The organism is Rahnella sp. BCC 1045, from assembly GCF_019049615.1.
Classification (GTDB): Bacteria; Pseudomonadota; Gammaproteobacteria; order Enterobacterales; family Enterobacteriaceae; genus Rahnella; species Rahnella contaminans.
In genome coordinates this window covers 19,903-37,909 of record NZ_JAFMOZ010000129.1, presented here as the reverse complement: position 1 = coordinate 37,909, position 18,007 = coordinate 19,903, and the positions used below count along the sequence as shown (strand labels likewise).

General features: G+C 55.2%; 13 protein-coding genes. 5 read left to right on the top strand and 8 right to left on the bottom strand.

Annotated features, from left to right (window positions below):
- Positions 1–38: 38 nt before the first annotated feature.
- Entirely contained in the window at positions 39–2,690 is a 2,652-nt protein-coding gene (gyrA, locus tag J1782_RS14250) for a DNA topoisomerase (ATP-hydrolyzing) subunit A (RefSeq protein WP_152324346.1), read from the bottom strand.
- 260 nt (positions 2,691–2,950) lie between these two features.
- Between gyrA and ubiG the strand changes: the two genes are divergently transcribed.
- The 4 genes from ubiG to yfaE all read left to right on the top strand — a co-directional run bounded on the left by ubiG (position 2,951) and on the right by yfaE (position 7,937).
- Positions 2,951–3,688 (top strand): bifunctional 2-polyprenyl-6-hydroxyphenol methylase/3-demethylubiquinol 3-O-methyltransferase UbiG, encoded by a 738-nt coding sequence (gene ubiG / locus J1782_RS14245; protein ID WP_152324347.1) that lies wholly within the window; start codon positions 2,951–2,953, stop codon positions 3,686–3,688.
- 503 nt (positions 3,689–4,191) lie between these two features.
- On the top strand, positions 4,192–6,474 hold the full coding sequence (nrdA, locus tag J1782_RS14240; protein ID WP_165058269.1) for a class 1a ribonucleoside-diphosphate reductase subunit alpha: 2,283 nt from the start codon (positions 4,192–4,194) through the stop codon (positions 6,472–6,474).
- A 71-nt stretch (positions 6,475–6,545) separates the two neighbouring features.
- Positions 6,546–7,676 carry a class Ia ribonucleoside-diphosphate reductase subunit beta gene (gene nrdB / locus J1782_RS14235; RefSeq protein ID WP_152324349.1) on the top strand — a complete coding sequence of 377 codons (1,131 nt, stop codon included), beginning with the start codon at positions 6,546–6,548 and terminating at the stop codon, positions 7,674–7,676.
- Entirely contained in the window at positions 7,677–7,937 is a 261-nt protein-coding gene (gene yfaE, locus J1782_RS14230) for a class I ribonucleotide reductase maintenance protein YfaE (protein ID WP_165058271.1), read from the top strand.
- Positions 7,938–8,596: 659 nt separating this feature from the next.
- Here yfaE and J1782_RS14225 read toward each other — a convergent pair.
- Together J1782_RS14225 and J1782_RS14220 are read right to left on the bottom strand one after the other, a co-directional pair.
- Positions 8,597–9,805 carry a nicotinamide mononucleotide deamidase-related protein YfaY gene (locus J1782_RS14225; protein ID WP_217153364.1) on the bottom strand — a complete coding sequence of 403 codons (1,209 nt, stop codon included), beginning with the start codon at positions 9,803–9,805 and terminating at the stop codon, positions 8,597–8,599.
- Positions 9,806–9,961: 156 nt separating this feature from the next.
- Positions 9,962–10,507, bottom strand: a complete 546-nt coding sequence (locus tag J1782_RS14220) for a YfaZ family outer membrane protein (RefSeq protein ID WP_152324353.1) — start codon at positions 10,505–10,507, stop codon at positions 9,962–9,964.
- 320 nt (positions 10,508–10,827) lie between these two features.
- Here J1782_RS14220 and J1782_RS14215 point away from each other — a divergent pair, with 320 nt between their 5' ends.
- Positions 10,828–12,261, top strand: a complete 1,434-nt coding sequence (locus tag J1782_RS14215) for a catalase (protein ID WP_217153363.1) — start codon at positions 10,828–10,830, stop codon at positions 12,259–12,261.
- Positions 12,262–12,316: 55 nt separating this feature from the next.
- Here J1782_RS14215 and menE read toward each other — a convergent pair whose 3' ends face one another.
- The 5 genes from menE to menD are packed head-to-tail and all read right to left on the bottom strand — an operon-like array spanning position 12,317 to position 17,990.
- Positions 12,317–13,693 carry an o-succinylbenzoate--CoA ligase gene (gene menE / locus J1782_RS14210; protein WP_217153362.1) on the bottom strand — a complete coding sequence of 459 codons (1,377 nt, stop codon included), beginning with the start codon at positions 13,691–13,693 and terminating at the stop codon, positions 12,317–12,319.
- Positions 13,678–14,679 carry an o-succinylbenzoate synthase gene (gene menC / locus J1782_RS14205; RefSeq protein ID WP_152324356.1) on the bottom strand — a complete coding sequence of 334 codons (1,002 nt, stop codon included), beginning with the start codon at positions 14,677–14,679 and terminating at the stop codon, positions 13,678–13,680. The genes menE and menC overlap by 16 nt, the downstream gene beginning before the upstream one ends.
- Complete coding sequence (menB, locus tag J1782_RS14200) at positions 14,679–15,536, bottom strand: 1,4-dihydroxy-2-naphthoyl-CoA synthase (RefSeq protein ID WP_152324357.1); 858 nt, start codon at positions 15,534–15,536, stop codon at positions 14,679–14,681. The genes menC and menB overlap by 1 nt, the downstream gene beginning before the upstream one ends.
- A complete protein-coding gene (gene menH / locus J1782_RS14195; protein ID WP_217153361.1) occupies positions 15,523–16,320 on the bottom strand; it encodes a 2-succinyl-6-hydroxy-2,4-cyclohexadiene-1-carboxylate synthase in 798 nt (265 codons plus the stop codon). Before menH ends, menB begins: the two co-directional genes overlap by 14 nt.
- Positions 16,317–17,990 (bottom strand): 2-succinyl-5-enolpyruvyl-6-hydroxy-3-cyclohexene-1-carboxylic-acid synthase, encoded by a 1,674-nt coding sequence (gene menD, locus J1782_RS14190; protein WP_217153360.1) that lies wholly within the window; start codon positions 17,988–17,990, stop codon positions 16,317–16,319. Before menD ends, menH begins: the two co-directional genes overlap by 4 nt.
- Between the last annotated feature and the right edge of the window lie 17 nt (positions 17,991–18,007).

Genomic DNA, 18,007 nt, shown 5'->3' with positions numbered 1-18,007 from the left:
TGCCATGTTATGCCCTTCATTTATCCGACTAAGAAAACTTATTCTTCGTCGTCTTCAGCTGGCTGATCGTCTTCACCTTCTGCGTCGTCCGGCAAATCGGCTGCTTGTGCCGCTTCCAGTTCGCCCGCTTCAGTGGCTACGCCATCCAGTTCTTCGTCTTCTACCGGCTCTGCAACACGTTGCAGACCGACGACGTGTTCTTCTTCTGCGGTACGGATAAGCGTCACACCCTGGGTGTTACGGCCTACTGTACTCACTTCAGAAACACGGGTACGCACCAGCGTACCGGCGTCGGTGATCATCATGATCTGATCCGCTTCATCTACCTGAATCGCGCCAACAACCGGTCCGTTACGCTCGCTCACTTTGATTGAGATTACGCCCTGCGTTGCACGGGATTTGGTTGGATATTCTGTGGACTCAGTCCGTTTACCGAAGCCGTTTTGCGTCACAGTCAGAATACAACCGTCGCCGCGTGGGATAATCAGGGACACAACGCTGTCGCCTTCGCCCAGACGGATACCGCGTACACCGGTCGCCGTACGGCCCATCGAGCGGACGGCTTCTTCGGAGAAGCGCACCACTTTACCGGCGGCAGAGAACAGCATGACTTCGTCTTTACCGTCAGTCAGGTCAACACCAATCAGCTCATCACCCTCGTTCAGGTTGATGGCGATGATGCCGGCGCTGCGCGGACGGCTGAAATCGGTCAGAGCAGTTTTCTTCACGGTACCGCTTGCGGTTGCCATGAACACATGACGGCCTTCTTCGTACTCGCGTACTGGCAGAATGGCGGTAATACGTTCGTTTGGCTCAAGCGGCAGTAAGTTGACGATCGGACGGCCACGGGCACCGCGGCTGGCTTCCGGCAACTGATAGACTTTCATCCAGTACAAACGTCCGCGACTTGAGAACATCAGAATGGTGTCATGGGTGTTAGCCACCAGCAGACGGTCGATAAAGTCTTCTTCTTTAATGCGTGCGGCTGATTTGCCTTTACCACCGCGACGCTGCGCTTCATAGTCGGTCAGAGGCTGATATTTCACATACCCCTGATGCGACAATGTCACCACAACGTCTTCCTGATTGATCAGGTCTTCGATGTTGATGTCAGAAGAGTTCGCCGTAATTTCGGTGCGACGCGGATCGTTATACTGATCGCGGATCGCTTCCAGTTCTTCACGAATGACTTCCATCAGACGCTCAGGGCTGGACAGGATGAACAGCAGCTCGGCGATTTGCACCAGCAGCTCTTTGTATTCATCCAGCAGTTTTTCGTGCTCAAGGCCGGTCAGTTTCTGCAAGCGCAGATCCAGAATCGCCTGTGCCTGCTGTTCAGTCAGGAAGTATTTACCGTCGTGAATACCAAACTGTGGTTCCAGCCATTCAGGACGAGCCGCATCATCACCGGCGCTTGCCAGCATCGCAGCAACGTTACCCAGATCCCATGAACGCGCGATCAGGCCCGCTTTCGCTTCAGCCGGTGTCGGTGCAGCACGGATCAGTTCAATGATTGGGTCGATGTTTGCCAGCGCGATGGCTAGTGCTTCAAGGATATGTGCACGGTCACGGGCTTTACGCAGTTCGAAGATAGTACGACGCGTGACGACTTCACGACGGTGACGGACAAACGCAGACAGGATCTCTTTCAGACCGAGAATTTTCGGCTGACCCTGGTGCAATGCCACCATGTTGATGCCGAAAGACGTTTGCAGCTGCGTCAGTGAATAGAGGTTATTCAGAACCACTTCACCGACAGCGTCGCGTTTGATTTCAATGACGATACGCATACCGTCTTTGTCGGACTCATCGCGCAGTGCGCTGATGCCTTCGACACGCTTTTCTTTCACCAGCTCGGCGATCTTTTCGATCAGACGGGCTTTGTTCACCTGATACGGGATCTCGTGAACAATGATGGTTTCGCGACCGGTTTTGGCGTCCGCTTCCACTTCAGCGCGGGCACGGATGGAGATTTTGCCACGGCCTGTACGGTAAGCTTCTTCGATACCACGACGGCCATTGATGATCGCTGCCGTCGGGAAGTCAGGCCCCGGGATGTGTTCCATCAGCCCTTCAATGCTGATGTTTTCATCTTCGATGTACGCCAGACAGCCGTTGATCACCTCAGTGAGGTTATGCGGCGGAATGTTCGTCGCCATACCGACCGCGATACCTGACGAGCCGTTAACCAGCAGGTTAGGAATACGCGTTGGCATTACCGCAGGAATTTGTTCGGTGCCGTCATAGTTTGGCACGAAATCGACAGTTTCTTTTTCTAAGTCTGCCAGCAATTCGTGTGCAATTTTTGACATGCGGATTTCGGTATAACGCATGGCGGCGGCGGAGTCGCCATCCACCGAACCGAAGTTACCCTGCCCGTCCACCAGCATGTAGCGAAGTGAAAAAGGCTGAGCCATACGAACGATGGTGTCATAAACAGCAGTATCACCGTGCGGGTGATATTTACCGATAACGTCACCGACCACACGGGCCGATTTTTTGTAGGCTTTATTCCAGTCGTTACCGAGAACATTCATTGCGAAAAGTACGCGCCGGTGCACCGGTTTCAAACCATCGCGCACATCTGGGAGCGCACGTCCGACAATAACGGACATCGCATAATCCAGGTAAGAGTTTTTCAGCTCTTCTTCGATGTTAATCGGTGTGATTTCTCTGGCAAGGTCGCTCATGGAGCTGCTATCCCTCTACTGATTATTCATGGCCGCTGCCCACGTAGGCATATATAGCGCAAAGGTGTAAAACTATACCACAAACCAGCCAAACGTGGAAAACAACCTCCCCCTTTTGCGCAGTATTATCCAACATGATTCAAACCTTTGCGCAAAGCGCGTGAATTCGTACAAAGATTAGCCAGCCGCGACAAAACTGAACCAAACCGGACGGAATATGTATAATCCGCTCATCTGGATATAAGGAGTTCATCACGCTCATGACAACCACACCGGCCTCTAAGCCACAGAATATTGACCATGAAGAAATCGCCAAGTTTGAGGCCGTCGCCTCGCGCTGGTGGGATCTGGAAGGCGAATTCAAACCCCTTCACCGCATTAATCCACTTCGTCTGAACTACATTCTGGAGCGCGCCGACGGCCTGTTCGGGAAGAAGGTTCTCGACGTCGGCTGCGGCGGCGGAATTTTAAGTGAAAGCATGGCGGTGGCTGGCGCAGAAGTGACCGGTCTGGACATGGGCGGCGAGCCGTTGCAGGTCGCGCGTCTGCATGCGCTGGAAAGCGGTGTGAAAGTCACTTACGTGCAGGAAACTGTCGAAGCACATGCCGATGCGCATCCGCAGCAGTACGATGTCGTGACCTGTATGGAAATGCTGGAACACGTGCCGGACCCGGCGTCAGTGGTTGCGGCCTGCGCCCGTCTGGTAAAGCCCGGCGGCCACGTTTTCTTCTCCACCATCAACCGCAATAACAAAGCCTGGCTGATGGCGATTTTCGGCGCGGAATACGTGCTGAAGATGGTGCCGAAGGGCACGCATGACATCAAAAAGTTCATCAAGCCGTCAGAGCTGCTGAACATGATTGACCGCACGCCGCTGTTTGAACGCCACATTATGGGGCTGCATTACAACCCGCTGACCGACCATTTCAAACTCGGGCCAAACGTCGATGTGAATTACATGATTCATACGCAGGCTGAAAATAACAGCGTGAGCTGAGTGCCCGAAATCACCCCTGCGTCAAGCCCGGAAGATGCGTTCCGGGCTGAAATCTTCAGACTTTACCCAAACATCCCTGCTCATAATTTCACTTAAACCTTAGTTTTTAGGGCGTTGGTTCATCCGGCAGGCGCAACATGTTTTTTTAGAATAGTTATCCAGATCAATATAGCGTTTTTTTCTAACGTTTAATAAACCGGCAGTCGATCACCTTTCGCAAAAATATAAGAAAATCGTATCTCAGATATTGACAGGTTTGTCGCGCCAGCAATGACGGACTCCTCAGGCTTGAGGCAAAAATTTCTCCCCAACTTATCCACAAAACAGGCCATTTTGTTCACTTGCAAAAGGGCCATTCAGTCACTATCTTGTCATCAGAAAATAACAAACCCACAATATATTGTGTTTATATCCTGACCAGCACACAAGGGACTCTTTGTGCTGTCGCGCGTGTTTTCACGGCCAGGTCAGGCACTGTATAAACCTTTGAGGTATCACACCGAATGAACCAAAGTCTGCTTGTTACTAAACGTGATGGCCGCACAGAACGCATCAACCTTGATAAAATCCACCGTGTCATTGACTGGGCAGCGGAAGGTCTTCAAAACGTATCAGTTTCTCAAGTAGAACTTCGTTCACACATCCAGTTCTATGACGGGATTAAAACCGCTGATATTCATGAAACGATTATCAAAGCGGCTGCCGACCTGATCTCCAAAGATGCCCCGGATTACCAATATCTGGCCGCCCGTCTGGCAATCTTCCACCTGCGTAAAAAAGCCTACGGCCAGTTTGAACCGCCAAAACTGATCGACCAGGTCACGCGCATGGTTGAAATGGGTAAATACGACAAACATCTGCTGGAAGACTACACGGCTGAAGAGTTCGAGCAGATGGACAGTTTTATTGACCACTGGCGCGACATGAATTTCTCCTACGCAGCTGTGAAGCAGCTGGAAGGGAAATATCTGGCACAGAACCGCGTGACCGGCGATATCTACGAAAGCGCACAGTTTCTGTACATTCTGGTCGCGGCCTGCCTGTTCTCCGGCTACCCGCGTGAAACCCGTCTGGATTACATCAAACGTTTCTATGACGCGATTTCTACCTTCAAAATTTCTCTGCCTACGCCGATCATGTCTGGCGTGCGCACCCCAACCCGTCAGTTCAGCTCCTGCGTTCTGATTGAATGTGGCGACAGCCTGGATTCCATCAACGCGACGTCCAGCGCTATCGTGAAATACGTTTCCCAACGTGCCGGTATCGGCATCAATGCCGGTCGCATCCGTGCGCTGGGCAGCCCGATCCGTGGCGGCGAAGCGTTCCACACCGGTTGTATCCCGTTCTACAAACACTTCCAGACCGCCGTGAAATCCTGCTCTCAGGGCGGTGTTCGCGGCGGCGCAGCGACGCTGTTCTACCCGATGTGGCATCTGGAAGTGGAAAGCCTGCTGGTGCTGAAAAACAACCGTGGTGTTGAAGGCAACCGCGTCCGTCATATGGACTACGGTGTGCAGATCAACAAACTGATGTATCAGCGTCTGGTGAAAGGCGGCGATATCACCCTGTTCAGCCCGTCTGACGTCCCTGGCCTCTACGATGCGTTCTTTGCCGATCAGGACGAGTTCGAGCGTCTGTATGAGAAATACGAGCAGGACGCCAGCATCCGTAAGCAGAAAGTAAAAGCGGTTGAGCTGTTTTCGCTGATGATGCAGGAACGTGCTTCTACAGGCCGTATCTACATTCAGCACGTTGACCACTGCAACACCCACAGCCCGTTTGATCCGGCTATCGCGCCTGTTCGCCAGTCCAACCTGTGTCTGGAAATCGCGCTGCCAACCAAACCGCTGGATGACGTCAACGACGAAAACGGCGAAATCGCGCTGTGTACGCTGTCTGCTTTCAACCTCGGCGCTATCGAAAGCCTCGACGATCTGGAAGAGCTGGCAGTGCTGGCAGTTCGTGCCCTTGACGCCCTGCTCGATTATCAGGATTACCCGATCAAAGCCGCAAAACGTGGCGCGATGGGGCGTCGTACGCTGGGTATCGGCGTGATCAACTACGCGTATTATCTGGCGAAAAACGGCGTGCGTTATTCCGACGGCAGCGCCAACAACCTTACGCACAAAACGTTTGAAGCCATTCAGTATTACCTGCTGAAAGCCTCCAACGAGCTGGCGAAAGAGCAAGGCGCGTGTCAGTGGTTCAATGAAACCACCTATTCACAAGGCATCATGCCGGTGGATACGTACAAGAAAGATCTGGATGCGATTTGCGACGAGCCGCTGCATCTGGACTGGGATTCCCTGCGCGAAAGTATCAAAACCCACGGCCTGCGTAACTCCACGCTGTCCGCGCTGATGCCTTCCGAGACGTCTTCGCAGATCTCCAATGCCACCAACGGTATCGAGCCACCGCGCGGCCACATCAGTATCAAAGCGTCGAAAGACGGCATCCTGCGCCAGGTTGTGCCGGAATATGAGCGTCTGAAAGATCAGTACGAACTGTTGTGGGATATGCCGAACAACGACGGTTATCTGCAACTGGTTGGCGTGATGCAGAAATTCATCGACCAGGCGATTTCGTCTAACACCAATTATGATCCGTCGCGCTTCCCGAACAGCAAAGTGCCGATGAAGCAGTTGTTGAAAGACCTGCTGACGGCCTACAAATTTGGCGTGAAAACGCTGTACTATCAGAACACCCGCGACGGTGCTGACGATGTGCAGGAAGACATGAAAGCTGAAGTGGCTGATGACTGCGAAAGCGGCGCCTGCAAAATCTAATCGTCTGTTTTAACTCAATTATTATTCGAAACCCCCGTCAGGGGGTTTTTGCCGAGAATTTCGAGGAAGTTATGGCCTACAGTACTTTTTCCCAGAATAAAAACGATCAGCTTCTTGAGCCAATGTTCTTTGGCCAGTCGGTTAACGTTGCCCGTTTCGACCAGCAGAAGCATGAAATCTTTGAAAAACTGATCGAAAAGCAGCTGTCCTTCTTCTGGCGTCCGGAAGAGATTGATGTTTCCCGCGACCGTATCGATTTCCAGGCACTGCCGGAGCACGAAAAGCACATCTTCCTCAGCAACCTGAAATACCAGACGCTGCTCGATTCCATTCAGGGCCGCAGCCCGAACGTCGCGCTGTTGCCGCTGATTTCTATCCCGGAGCTGGAAACCTGGGTCGAAACCTGGGCGTTCTCGGAAACTATTCACTCACGTTCTTACACGCACATTATCCGTAACATCGTTAACGATCCGGCGATTGTGTTTGACGATATCGTGACCAACGAAGAAATCCTCAAGCGCGCGAAAGATATCTCCGGCTATTACGATACGCTGATTGAGATGACCAGCTACTATCACCTGCTGGGCGAAGGCACGCATCAGGTTAACGGCAAAACTGTCGTGGTAAACCTGCGTGAGCTGAAGAAAAAACTCTACATCTGTCTGATGAGTGTCAACGCCCTGGAAGCCGTGCGTTTCTACGTTAGCTTCGCCTGTTCGTTTGCGTTCGCAGAACGTGAACTGATGGAAGGCAACGCGAAAATCATCAAGATGATCGCCCGTGACGAAGCCCTGCATCTGACCGGTACCCAGCACGCGCTGAACCTGCTTCGCTCAGGTCAGGACGATCCGGAAATGGCTGAGATCGCGCTGGAATGTCAGCAGGAATGCCATGATTTGTTCGTGCTCGCCGCGCAGCAGGAAAAAGACTGGGCTGAATATCTGTTCAAAGACGGCTCGATGATCGGCCTGAACAAAGACATTCTGTGCCAGTACGTCGAGTACATCACCAACATCCGTATGCAGGCTGTGGGTCTGGATGCGCCATTTAAAACCCGCTCTAACCCAATTCCGTGGATCAACGCCTGGCTGGTGTCCGACAACGTGCAGGTTGCACCTCAGGAAGTGGAGGTCAGCTCCTATCTGGTCGGTCAGATTGACTCTGAAGTTCATGCTGACGATCTGAGTGATTTCGAGCTGTAAATGACGGACAGAACCATCACACTTTCAGCCGGTGGCAGACAGCTGGTGTGCGAAAGCCACCATCGCAATCTGCTGGAAGTGTTTGAACATCATGATGTTGACGTCGAGTATCAGTGTCGTGAAGGCTATTGCGGATCGTGCCGCATGCGGCTGGTTAGCGGTGCGGTGGAGTACAGTGAAAAACCCTTAGCGTTCATCTCTGACGGCGAGATTTTGCCGTGTTGTTGTATGCCGGTCGGGGATATTGAGATTGAGTTTTAGTGGGTTTTGGCCCACAGCCCGATGTTGCGAACTGCTTTAACAACCACTTCAAAACCGACTTCAACGTCAAGGTCGTGGGCGTCGGCCCACACCGACCAGAGGGAGAATAAACCTTCTCCCTCTGGACTCCCGCGTTTTTTTAAAACATGCGCTGTCGCAAGGCCGATGGACGTGTTCTGTGACTCCACATGTGGCTCAAAACCCTGCCGCTGCGCGGTGCCTTCTCTCGGCCTTCGAGCCTAAGGTCTCGAAGCCGCTCCGTTCAGCAGGATTTTTTTATCGCGCCATCCCACCATTTTAAAAGAAAAAACCAATTGAATATTAAGCAAAGTGTTTTGCTTTTCATGTGATCCGAGCCGGTGAAGCTGTGACCTAAAAAGCCTCTGGCCGCGTTCAAAAATCGCGCCGGAGGAGAGGTGGAAAACCGCGCGATTTTGCGCGGGTTGTAACCCGAACGGAGGGCACCGCGCAGCGGCGGGATTATGCGGCAATAGCTGGCGTTTCTGAAACAGAGCCGGGTTGCTTGGCACGTGTTTTAAAAAACGCGGGAGTCCAGAGGGCGCGCGTTTACGCGTCCTTTGGGCCAGTTTGGGCGGCAGCCCAAGGTCTTGACCTTAGAGCCAGTTTGGGCCGCAGCCCAAGGTCTTGACCTTAAATAATCACCAGACTTTCTCGACTCGGTCGAGCCAAGGATAGTCCGCTACCGGCTCCCACCCGTTCAGATACCTGCGCAGCATATCCATTGCCACCATCGCCATCGTCTCCTGCCGTAACGTCAGTCCGTGACGCGTGGCGGTATAACGAATAGTTAATCCGCTGGTGCCGGACGGCGTATGCAATGCCAGACTCAGGTGTTCGCCGGACAGTGCGCCGACGGCCAGTGCGAGTTGTGCGCCGGTTTTTTCCGCCAGCCCCTGAGCCCGCGCCAGCAGGCATTCGAGGGATTTTTCCGGTGACGCTTCTTCGCTGTGCGCCAGCAGCTCTCCTCCTGCCAGCGGAACACCTGCGCTTTGCAGCCGCCAGTTCAGCAGACCACCGGTGAAACTTTCACTCACCGCAAGACGCAGATTTTGTGCCAGCAGACGCTCAGCCAGACGATCTGGCAGACTGCCCAGCCCTTCGAAAATCGTGCTCTCCCCCGCCACTTCCCGTACACGCTCAAACGCTTTGTGCATCGCGGCTTCCTGCGAACGCGGGCCGGTGACTTTCAGCTCGATAATCGGCGATGACGAACGGTAACCCATCACCACACCTTCCGGCAGTTCAAGTTTATCCAGTTCGGTGGCGAGATCGCTTTCGCCGCGTCCGAACGTGGTCAGACGCAGACACAACGGCGCTTCAAGTGCGGGAAATTGTTTGTGAAGTCGCGGAACGATTTGCTGCTCCACCATCACTTTAAATTCAGAAGGTACGCCCGGCGTGAAGAAGATCTCACAGCGGTTGAGCTTCACGCTAAACCCGCAGGCGGTGCCGACCGGGTTATCCAGCAGTTCGGCATTGGCCGGAATTTGTGCCTGTTTACGGTTAGATTCGGCCATCGGACGGCCACGTTCATTAAAGAATGCCTGCATGGTTTCAATCCAGCCGGCATTCTCCACCAGTTCTACGCCACAGGCTTTAGCCGCGGCCAGCGCACTTAAATCATCCGTTGTTGGCCCTAAACCGCCGTTTACAATCAGCACATCCGCGATATGGCTGCGTTCTTCGAGAACGGCCACCAGCGCGTCGAGACTGTCACCCACGGTTTCGCGGCTGGTCATCGGTAAACCCTGTTCGAACAGATAATTCGCCAGCCACGCAGAATTTGTATCCACAATCTGGCCGTGCAGCACTTCGTCACCCGTACTCAGCATCTCAACCCTAAGCATCCCGTTCTCCTTCTGTTTTTGTCACTCCACTGTAGAAAGGCTCAGGCCGAAACACAATTGCAAAAGCACAAAGTGAGAGTGCGGAAGGGAACATTCAGGCGAAAAAAAAGCCTGCTAAGCAGGCTTATCAGGAGATTTCCCGAAAGAGGACGGGGATCAGAAGTTGATGGCGCCGCCGAGGTATGCGCCATCAGCCACGATGTTGTCACGGTTGCCATCTTTGCCGTCCAGCGCCATGTACCGGTAACCCACGCTCACGGTCACTAACGGAATCGCGGTCAGACGCACGCCTGCATTAGCTTCTTTATAGTTGCCAATGCCGCTGGACAGTGAATCCGGGGAATAATAGTAATCACCGTACAGGGTGAACAGTTTAGCGATTGGCAATTGCAGGCCGCCACCAACTGCTGCCGCGTAACCTTCGTCGCCGTCTTTCGGGTTGGTGTAAAGCCCTTTCCCGCCAACGGTGGCCATGAACGGACCCAGCGGGATGTTGTAGCCCAGACCCAGACCTGCAACATCGCCGTCGTCATCGTTATGTGTCCAGTCACCGCTTAAAGCCAGACCCGGAGAAGTGGTGCCGAAGCCCACGCCTAAGTGAGTGTAATGCTCGCCAACTTCACCATTCACGCTGATTGCATTTGCAGAAGCAGCCGCGAACATCAGGCTGGCAGCAACACCAGCGACAAGAAACTTTTTCATTATTTATCCTAAATAATTGCTAAACGACAATGATTCTTCCGCGTGAAGTCTAAAGCAATTCACTCTGTTGTAACAACTTTTTGGAACTTTAAAACATTCGCGAAAAGGCGGTAAATTGTAAGAAACATCGATTTCATTGATGAAACGACGATTTCTAATCGGAATGATAACTCCAGCCTATTTGCCCCTGATCAATATAGGGTTTATTACTTGTGGGTAGAGTGAATTTTGCTTAGGAAAGCAACCCTCAGACAAGGAATGTAAAAAGGCTTCCACAGCCCCTTTTACCCCACACCCGTTTCAAACTGGAAGGAATTGTCATGACGAAGAAAGGATTAACAACAGCCTCTGGCGCACCCGTCGTCGATAATAACAATGTCATCACCGCTGGCCGCCGTGGCCCGCTGCTTCTGCAGGATGTCTGGTTTCTTGAGAAATTAGCGCACTTCGACCGCGAAGTGATCCCTGAGCGTCGAATGCACGCGAAAGGTTCCGGCGCGCACGGTACCTTCACTGTGACGCACGATATTACGCAGTTCACCCGCGCGAAGATCTTCTCTGAAATCGGCAAGCAAACCGACATGTTTATCCGTTTCTCTACCGTGGCCGGTGAGCGCGGCGCGGCGGATGCAGAACGTGATATCCGCGGCTTCTCCATGAAGTTTTACACCGAAGAAGGCAACTGGGATTTGGTCGGTAATAACACGCCGGTATTTTACCTGCGTGACCCGCTGAAGTTCCCGGATCTGAACCACGTCGTGAAACGCGACCCGCGCACTAACCTGCGTAACCCGGCGTATAAATGGGATTTCTTCTCGCATCTGCCGGAAGCGTTGCATCAGCTGACCATCGACGTCAGTGACCGTGGCCTGCCAACGTCTTACCGTCACATTCACGGTTTCGGCAGCCACACCTTTAGCTTTATCAACGCAGAAAATGAGCGTTTCTGGGTGAAATTCCATTTCCGCTGCCAGCAGGGTATTGAAAACCTGATGGACGATGAAGCCGAAAAACTGGTCGGCACCGACCGCGAAAGTTCACAGCGCGACCTGTATGACGCCATCGAACGCGGCGATTTCCCGCGCTGGAAACTGTTCGTGCAAATCATGCCGGAAGCGGAAGCCTCTCAACTGCCGTACAACCCGTTTGACCTGACCAAAGTCTGGTTGCACAGCGATTATCCGCTGATTGAGGTCGGTGAATTCGAGCTGAACCGTAATCCGGAAAACTACTTTGCCGAAGTTGAGCAGGTGGCGATGAGCCCGGCGAACGTGGTGCCGGGCATCGGCTTCTCACCGGACAAAATGTTGCAGGGCCGCCTGTTCTCTTACGGCGACGCGCACCGTTATCGTCTGGGCGTGAACCATCATCAGATCCCGGTGAACGCACCAAAATGCCCGTTCCATAATTATCACCGCGACGGCGCGATGCGCGTTGACGGCAACAGCGGTAACGGCGTGACGTACGAGCCGAACAGCGCAGGTTTATTCCAGGAACAGCCCGATTTCAGCGAACCGCCGCTGAGCATTGAGGGCGCAGCCGATCACTGGAATCATCGTGAAGATGATGATTATTTCACTCAGCCGCGTTTGCTGTTTAACCTCCTGTCTGAAGCCGAACATCAGCGTATGTTTGCGCGCATTGCCGGTGAACTGAAGCATGCGTCACCTGAAACGCAACTACGCCAGCTCGACCTGTTCTATAAAGTCGATCCGGCGTATGGCGCGGGCGTTGAAGAAGCACTGAAAGCCTGATCCGGTTTACACCGTAAGCAATGATAAGGGCCGCGCAATGCGGCCCTTTTTTCGTCTACGCGGTCAGCGTTTCAATCCACTGCCGGATGCGCAGCCGGGAGATTTTGATACCGCCCTGCGCCAGCGTTTCGGGCAACGCGTGATACGCCACCGGCAACTGGAAATGCGGTAATTTCCGGCTAAGCCAGAGATTCAGTTCCGCATAAACCAGCCCGGCCTGTGCGTCAAGCACCGCCACCGGACGATGTCCGAATTGTTCATCAGCAACGGGAACCACAAAAGCCTGCGAAACCTGAGGATGGCTGACCAGCACTTTTTCGATATCTTCCGGCTGAATGCCTTCGCCGCCGCTGAAAAACAGATTGTCCAGACGCCCGGCGATAAACAGTTCTTCGGCATGCCACCCGCCGCGATCGCGGGTATGCAACCAGCCATCGGCATCCGTCAGCGGCATCAGACTACCGTTTTTCCAGTAACCGGCCGCCAGACTGTCGGCACGGATCAGGATTTCTTCGTCAGAAATACGGACGTCTTTTCCGGCCAGCGGCATGCCCACACCCGCCGACGCATCAGCGCGTTTGGCCGTCACCGTGGACGCCGTTTCCGTCATCCCGTAACCGCACCAGCACTGCACACCAGCCTTTTCGGCCTGCGTGGTCAGCTCCAGCGGGATCTGCGCACCGCCGAGCAGAACGTGTCGCAGGGACGCCGGGAATGCCGTTTGTTGCAACAAACGCCAGAGCTGCGTCGGCACCAGCGACGCATGGCTGCATTCCGCCAGCGCGGTCTCGATATTTTTATCCCCAGCCAGCACCAGCGTGGCACCGGCGGTAAGCCATCGCCAGATAATCCCCTGCCCCGATACATGAAACTGCGGCAGCGAAAGCAGCCAGCTGTCGTTGTGTGTAAACGGAATCAAACCCAGAACGCCGCGCGCACTGGCAAGATGAGCGGAAAGGGTATGCGCTGCGGCTTTCGGCAACCCGCTGGAGCCGGAAGTGAGCGTCATTGTTGCAATACGCTCCGGCTGCCATGAAACGCAGCTGACGGAAAACGCGTTACGCAAATGCAGCGGCGTCTGGCTCAGGGACAGCGGCTGTCCGGTCAGTTCCAGCACAAAACTGATGTCCAGCTGGGGTAATAATTTTTCGCAAAGACCTTGCGGCAACTGCGGATTCAGCGGCAGTAAACGCGCGCCAGTCTGCAACAGCGCCAGATAACTGAGCAGCGCATCCAGACTGTTTTTACTGCGCAGCACAACACCCGCGCCTTCACTGACGCCCTGCTGAATAAATCCGGCGGCCAGTGAATCAACACGATGTTGCAAATCACGCCAGCACCAGGTGATATCCCCGGCTTTCAGCGCCATGGCAAACGGCGAACGGTTCGCCCGTTCACGCCACGGCCAGTCATTGATCATTTGCTCTGCCATACCTTTTCCAGTTGAGAAACATCCGTCAGCGGGAGTGTGGAACCCGGCCATTGCCGGATCAACTGTGCCTGCATCAGATCCAGTGTATCGAGCCCCGGCACGGCGTCGGGCGTCAGCCATTGCGCGATACGCGCCAGCTGCGTCAGCCCGAGGCTGGATTCAATCGATGAACTGATGACTGCTTCCAGCCCCGCCGCGTGAGCCTGCGCAATCAGCTGGCGGCAGCGCAACAGGCTTCCCGTCAGCGTAGGTTTGATGATGATCGCCGCCAGACCCGGCTCGGCCTGAACGGTAAAACCGGGCTCGCGCACGCTTTCGTCCCAGGCAATCTTAATGCCGGTGGTACGGGAAAAATCGCGGGATTGTTCACGCGTCAGGCAGGGTTCTTCGATAAAAGCGATGCGGGAACGCAGCTCAGGGGCGACGTGACGGGCAAACCCCTCGGCTTTGACCGGCGTCCAGCTGCGGTTAGCGTCGAGGCGTAAACGCAGCTCCGGCAACGCCTCCAGCAACATGCTGACATTCAGCCCGTCGCCTACCGATTCGTACAAACCGACTTTCACTTTGGCGACTTTCTGGCCAAATAAATCACCCGGCAATTCACCCAGACGCGCATACAGTTCGTTCGGATCGCCATGACACAGCGGCGCACAGCGCAAACTCATGACTTCCGGCAATTCGCCGCGCAATTCCGCATCGGCACAACTGAGGCCGAACGCCACAGAAGGCAAACTGCTGAACGCCGACGCTACCGCCGTCAGCGATGCGCCCTGCACCCATTGACTCAGCCCGTGCTGAACGGCATCCTGCGCCTGCGGCAACGCCTCCTGACTAAAACCGGGCAGCGGCGCAATTTCGCCCCAGCCGGTTTTATCGTCCTGCCACAGTGATACCAGCAAACCGTCACGCGTTTTCAGACGCTGATTGCGCAGCACCACGCCCGCCTCCATCGGCAGGCTATACCGGTACACCGTGGCGCGGCGCATTACGGATTACGCTTAAATTTGCTGAAGTCCGGCTGGCGTTTTTCGTTAAACGCGTTGCGCCCTTCCTGACCTTCGTCGGTCATGTAGAACAGCATCGTGGCGTTACCCGCCAGTTCCTGCAACCCGGCCTGACCGTCGCAGTCAGCATTGAGTGCAGCTTTCAGGCAACGCAGCGCCATCGGGCTGTTTTCCAGCATTTCACGGCACCAGCGCACGGTTTCCTTTTCCAGATCGGCCAGCGGAACTACAGTGTTAACCAGGCCCATTTCCAGCGCGGCTTTCGCGTCGTACTGACGGCACAGGAACCAGATTTCGCGGGCTTTTTTCTGGCCGACGATGCGCGCCATATAAGAAGCGCCCCAGCCGCCGTCGAAGGAACCGACTTTCGGGCCGGTCTGGCCAAAGATGGCGTTATCCGCGGCAATCGTCAGGTCGCACATCATATGCAGAACGTGTCCGCCGCCGATGGAGAAACCGGCTACCATCGCCACAACAGGTTTCGGGCAGGTACGGATCTGACGCTGAAAATCCAGCACGTTCAGGTGATGCACGCCGCTGGCGTCCTGATAGCCGCCGTAATCGCCGCGGACTTTCTGATCACCGCCGGCGCAGAAGGCTTTTTCGCCTTCGCCGGTCAGCACGATCACGCCAATACCTTCGTCGTTACGGGCATCGTCGAGCGCACGGATCATTTCTTTGACGGTCAGCGGGCGAAACGCATTACGCACCTGCGGACGGTTGATGGTGATTTTAGCGATGCCATCTGCAGATTTGTGATAACGGATATCTTCGAATTCGCCGGTGCAATCACGCCATTCAACCGGCGCATACAGTTCTTTTTCATCAGGATAAATCATGCTCAACTTCCTTTAAGACAGGTGAATTAATGAACGCCAGCGCCTGACGGGCAAATTCCGCCGGATTGTCACGATGGGCGTTATGCCCGGCATTGGCGACGGTACGCAGTTCGAAACCGGACTGCTGTGCAAGATGGATAAATTTGGTGTCGGCACTGCCACACAGCCACGCCAGTGGACGGGAAAGCAGACGCAGTTCAGGGCGCAAATCCGGCTGCACCGACAGCGACGTGGAGGCCAGCATCGCGGCAACGGCGCGGGGATTATTGCCCTCACGCAATAAAACCAGCTCAGCGCGCTGTTCGTCCGTCAGGCTGGAAAACACCGGCTGCTGATACCAGCTGGCGAGTGTCTGCGGCCAGGATGCTTGCGTGAAACGGGCGGCCCATTGCTGATCGTGATGACGGCGCTGCGCGCGTTCTGCCGGACAGGTCAGCCCGGGATGTGCACCTTCCACCAGCACACCCTGCAAGCCGGACGTGTCGCCGTGACAGGCGTGATACAGGCTGATGCGCCCGCCCAGCGAATAACCGATCAGCCAGTAAGAAGTTATGCCCTGCCCGTTCAGCGTGTCGGTCAGCAACTGACTGACGTCGGCAAAACCAGCGGCGGTAATCGCGGTGGAACGCCCGTGCCCCGGCAAATCCACCCGTAAGCACGGCCATCCGGTCAGCGAAGGCAAAAGCGGCTGCCAGTCTTCAGCACTGCCCAGCAAACCGTGGAGAAAGACCAGCCACGGACGCCCTTCGGCGTCGCCACTGAGCCGCGTGCAGGCCAGCGTCATGATGCGCTGACCTCTCTGACTAAATCACGCAGACACTCAGCGCCTTCCGTTTCACTGACTTTCAGCTCGATAAGTTTTACGCCGCCGTGCTGCCAGCATTGGCTGACGGCGTCGCGTAACGTGCTCATGGAATCCGGGCAGGCGTAATCCAGACCAAACATCGCTGCCGCATGGCTGAATTCAACGTTTTGCGGCATGCAGTAAAAACGCTGACGCTCGGCCTCCGGCGTCGGTAACAAAGAGAAAATCTGCCCGCCGTTGTTGTTCACCACGATGATGACCGTCGGGGCGGAACACTGGCGCATCAGCGCCAACGCGTTTAAATCGTAAAGTGCGGAGATATCGCCGAGAAGCACCAGCGTGGGTTTGCAGGTTGCGCGCTGAACACCGGCGGCTGTTGAAAGCAGGCCGTCAATTCCGCTGGCGCCGCGGTTGGCGAAAACCGGATAACCGGCAGGCAACTGCGCGAAAGCATCCACGAGCCGGACAATCAGGCTGTTGCCAAGAAAAAGCTGACCGTGTTCCGGCAATAAAGCGGGAAGACACCACGCTACCGCGGCCTCACCAAAGGTGCCTTCAAGACGATTTTCCACGGCGTTTAGCGCGCGTTGGGAACACTGTTCCAGCTCTTCTGCCCACTCCGGCTGAGGCTGCGCAGGGTGCGCCAGAAGCCACTCAGCGACATCGGCCTGAATACGGTGGCCACGATGCTGCGCCGGATCCTGCCTGCCCGGTAAGGTGTCGATCAGCCAGTATTCCTCCGGCTGGCACGCGGCCTGCCATTGCAGCAAACGCTTACCGGTTAAACCGCCGCCAAACTGAATGACCAGCTGAGTTTTCGACAGCACAGCCTGCGCCTGCGGGGAGGCAAGCCATAAATCGGCACAGGGAAGCGGATTACCGGTTGATGCCTGAACGTCGGTTATCAGCGGCCAGCCAAGCAGTTCTGCCCAGCGGGCGACCAGCTCACTTTCCTTCGCTGAAATACGACCGGCGATAATCACGCCGCGCTTTTGCCACCATGAAAACCAGTCAGACTGTGCCACCGGATGCTGCACCGGCGAATAAGACAGCCACGGCTGATCTCCCTGCCACCAGTCGCCCAGCGTTTGCAGCCAGACCTGATGTTCACCGTTATCTTCACCATAAAGCGGCTCAGCAAACGGGCTATTTATATGTACCGCGCCATGCGTCTGCTGCGCCAGCGCGTTATCGAGCGCCGACACCAGCCAGCGGGCACTGATTTCCGGCGTCGGACGCGGCAAATCCAGCGTCTGAACCGGATGGCTGGCAAAAATACCGGTCTGGCGGATGGCCTGATTGGCGCCACAGTCGATGAGTTCCGGCGGGCGATCGGCGGTGAGCAGCACCAGTTTTTCGCCGGTGAGTCCCGCTTCGATCAGTGCCGGATAAAGATTGGCGACCGCCGTGCCGGAAGTGACAATGACAGCCACGCGCTGCCCGCTGGCTTTTGCCAGCCCGAGCGCCAGATGGCCGAGGCCGCGTTCGTCAAAATGGGTGTGACAGATCAGATACGGATGTGCCGCGGCTGCAAGGGTCAGCGGCGTGGAACGGGAACCGGGAGCAATACAGACATGCTGCACATTATGGCGGGTCAGTGCTTCAAGGATCAGCGTCGCCCAGCGACGGTTAAAGACGGCAACAGACATGATGAACTCACTCCGGC

Coding starts and splice junctions, on each gene's coding strand:
- menE (WP_217153362.1), bottom strand. CDS start 13,693: ATGGCAGAGCAAATGATCAATGACTGGCCGTGGCGTGAACGGGCGAAC.
- J1782_RS14215 (WP_217153363.1), top strand. CDS start 10,828: ATGACGAAGAAAGGATTAACAACAGCCTCTGGCGCACCCGTCGTCGAT.
- gyrA (WP_152324346.1), bottom strand. CDS start 2,690: ATGAGCGACCTTGCCAGAGAAATCACACCGATTAACATCGAAGAAGAG.
- menD (WP_217153360.1), bottom strand. CDS start 17,990: ATGTCTGTTGCCGTCTTTAACCGTCGCTGGGCGACGCTGATCCTTGAA.
- J1782_RS14225 (WP_217153364.1), bottom strand. CDS start 9,805: ATGCTTAGGGTTGAGATGCTGAGTACGGGTGACGAAGTGCTGCACGGC.
- menC (WP_152324356.1), bottom strand. CDS start 14,679: ATGCGCCGCGCCACGGTGTACCGGTATAGCCTGCCGATGGAGGCGGGC.
- menH (WP_217153361.1), bottom strand. CDS start 16,320: ATGACGCTGGCCTGCACGCGGCTCAGTGGCGACGCCGAAGGGCGTCCG.
- ubiG (WP_152324347.1), top strand. CDS start 2,951: ATGACAACCACACCGGCCTCTAAGCCACAGAATATTGACCATGAAGAA.
- nrdB (WP_152324349.1), top strand. CDS start 6,546: ATGGCCTACAGTACTTTTTCCCAGAATAAAAACGATCAGCTTCTTGAG.
- menB (WP_152324357.1), bottom strand. CDS start 15,536: ATGATTTATCCTGATGAAAAAGAACTGTATGCGCCGGTTGAATGGCGT.
- yfaE (WP_165058271.1), top strand. CDS start 7,677: ATGACGGACAGAACCATCACACTTTCAGCCGGTGGCAGACAGCTGGTG.
- J1782_RS14220 (WP_152324353.1), bottom strand. CDS start 10,507: ATGAAAAAGTTTCTTGTCGCTGGTGTTGCTGCCAGCCTGATGTTCGCG.
- nrdA (WP_165058269.1), top strand. CDS start 4,192: ATGAACCAAAGTCTGCTTGTTACTAAACGTGATGGCCGCACAGAACGC.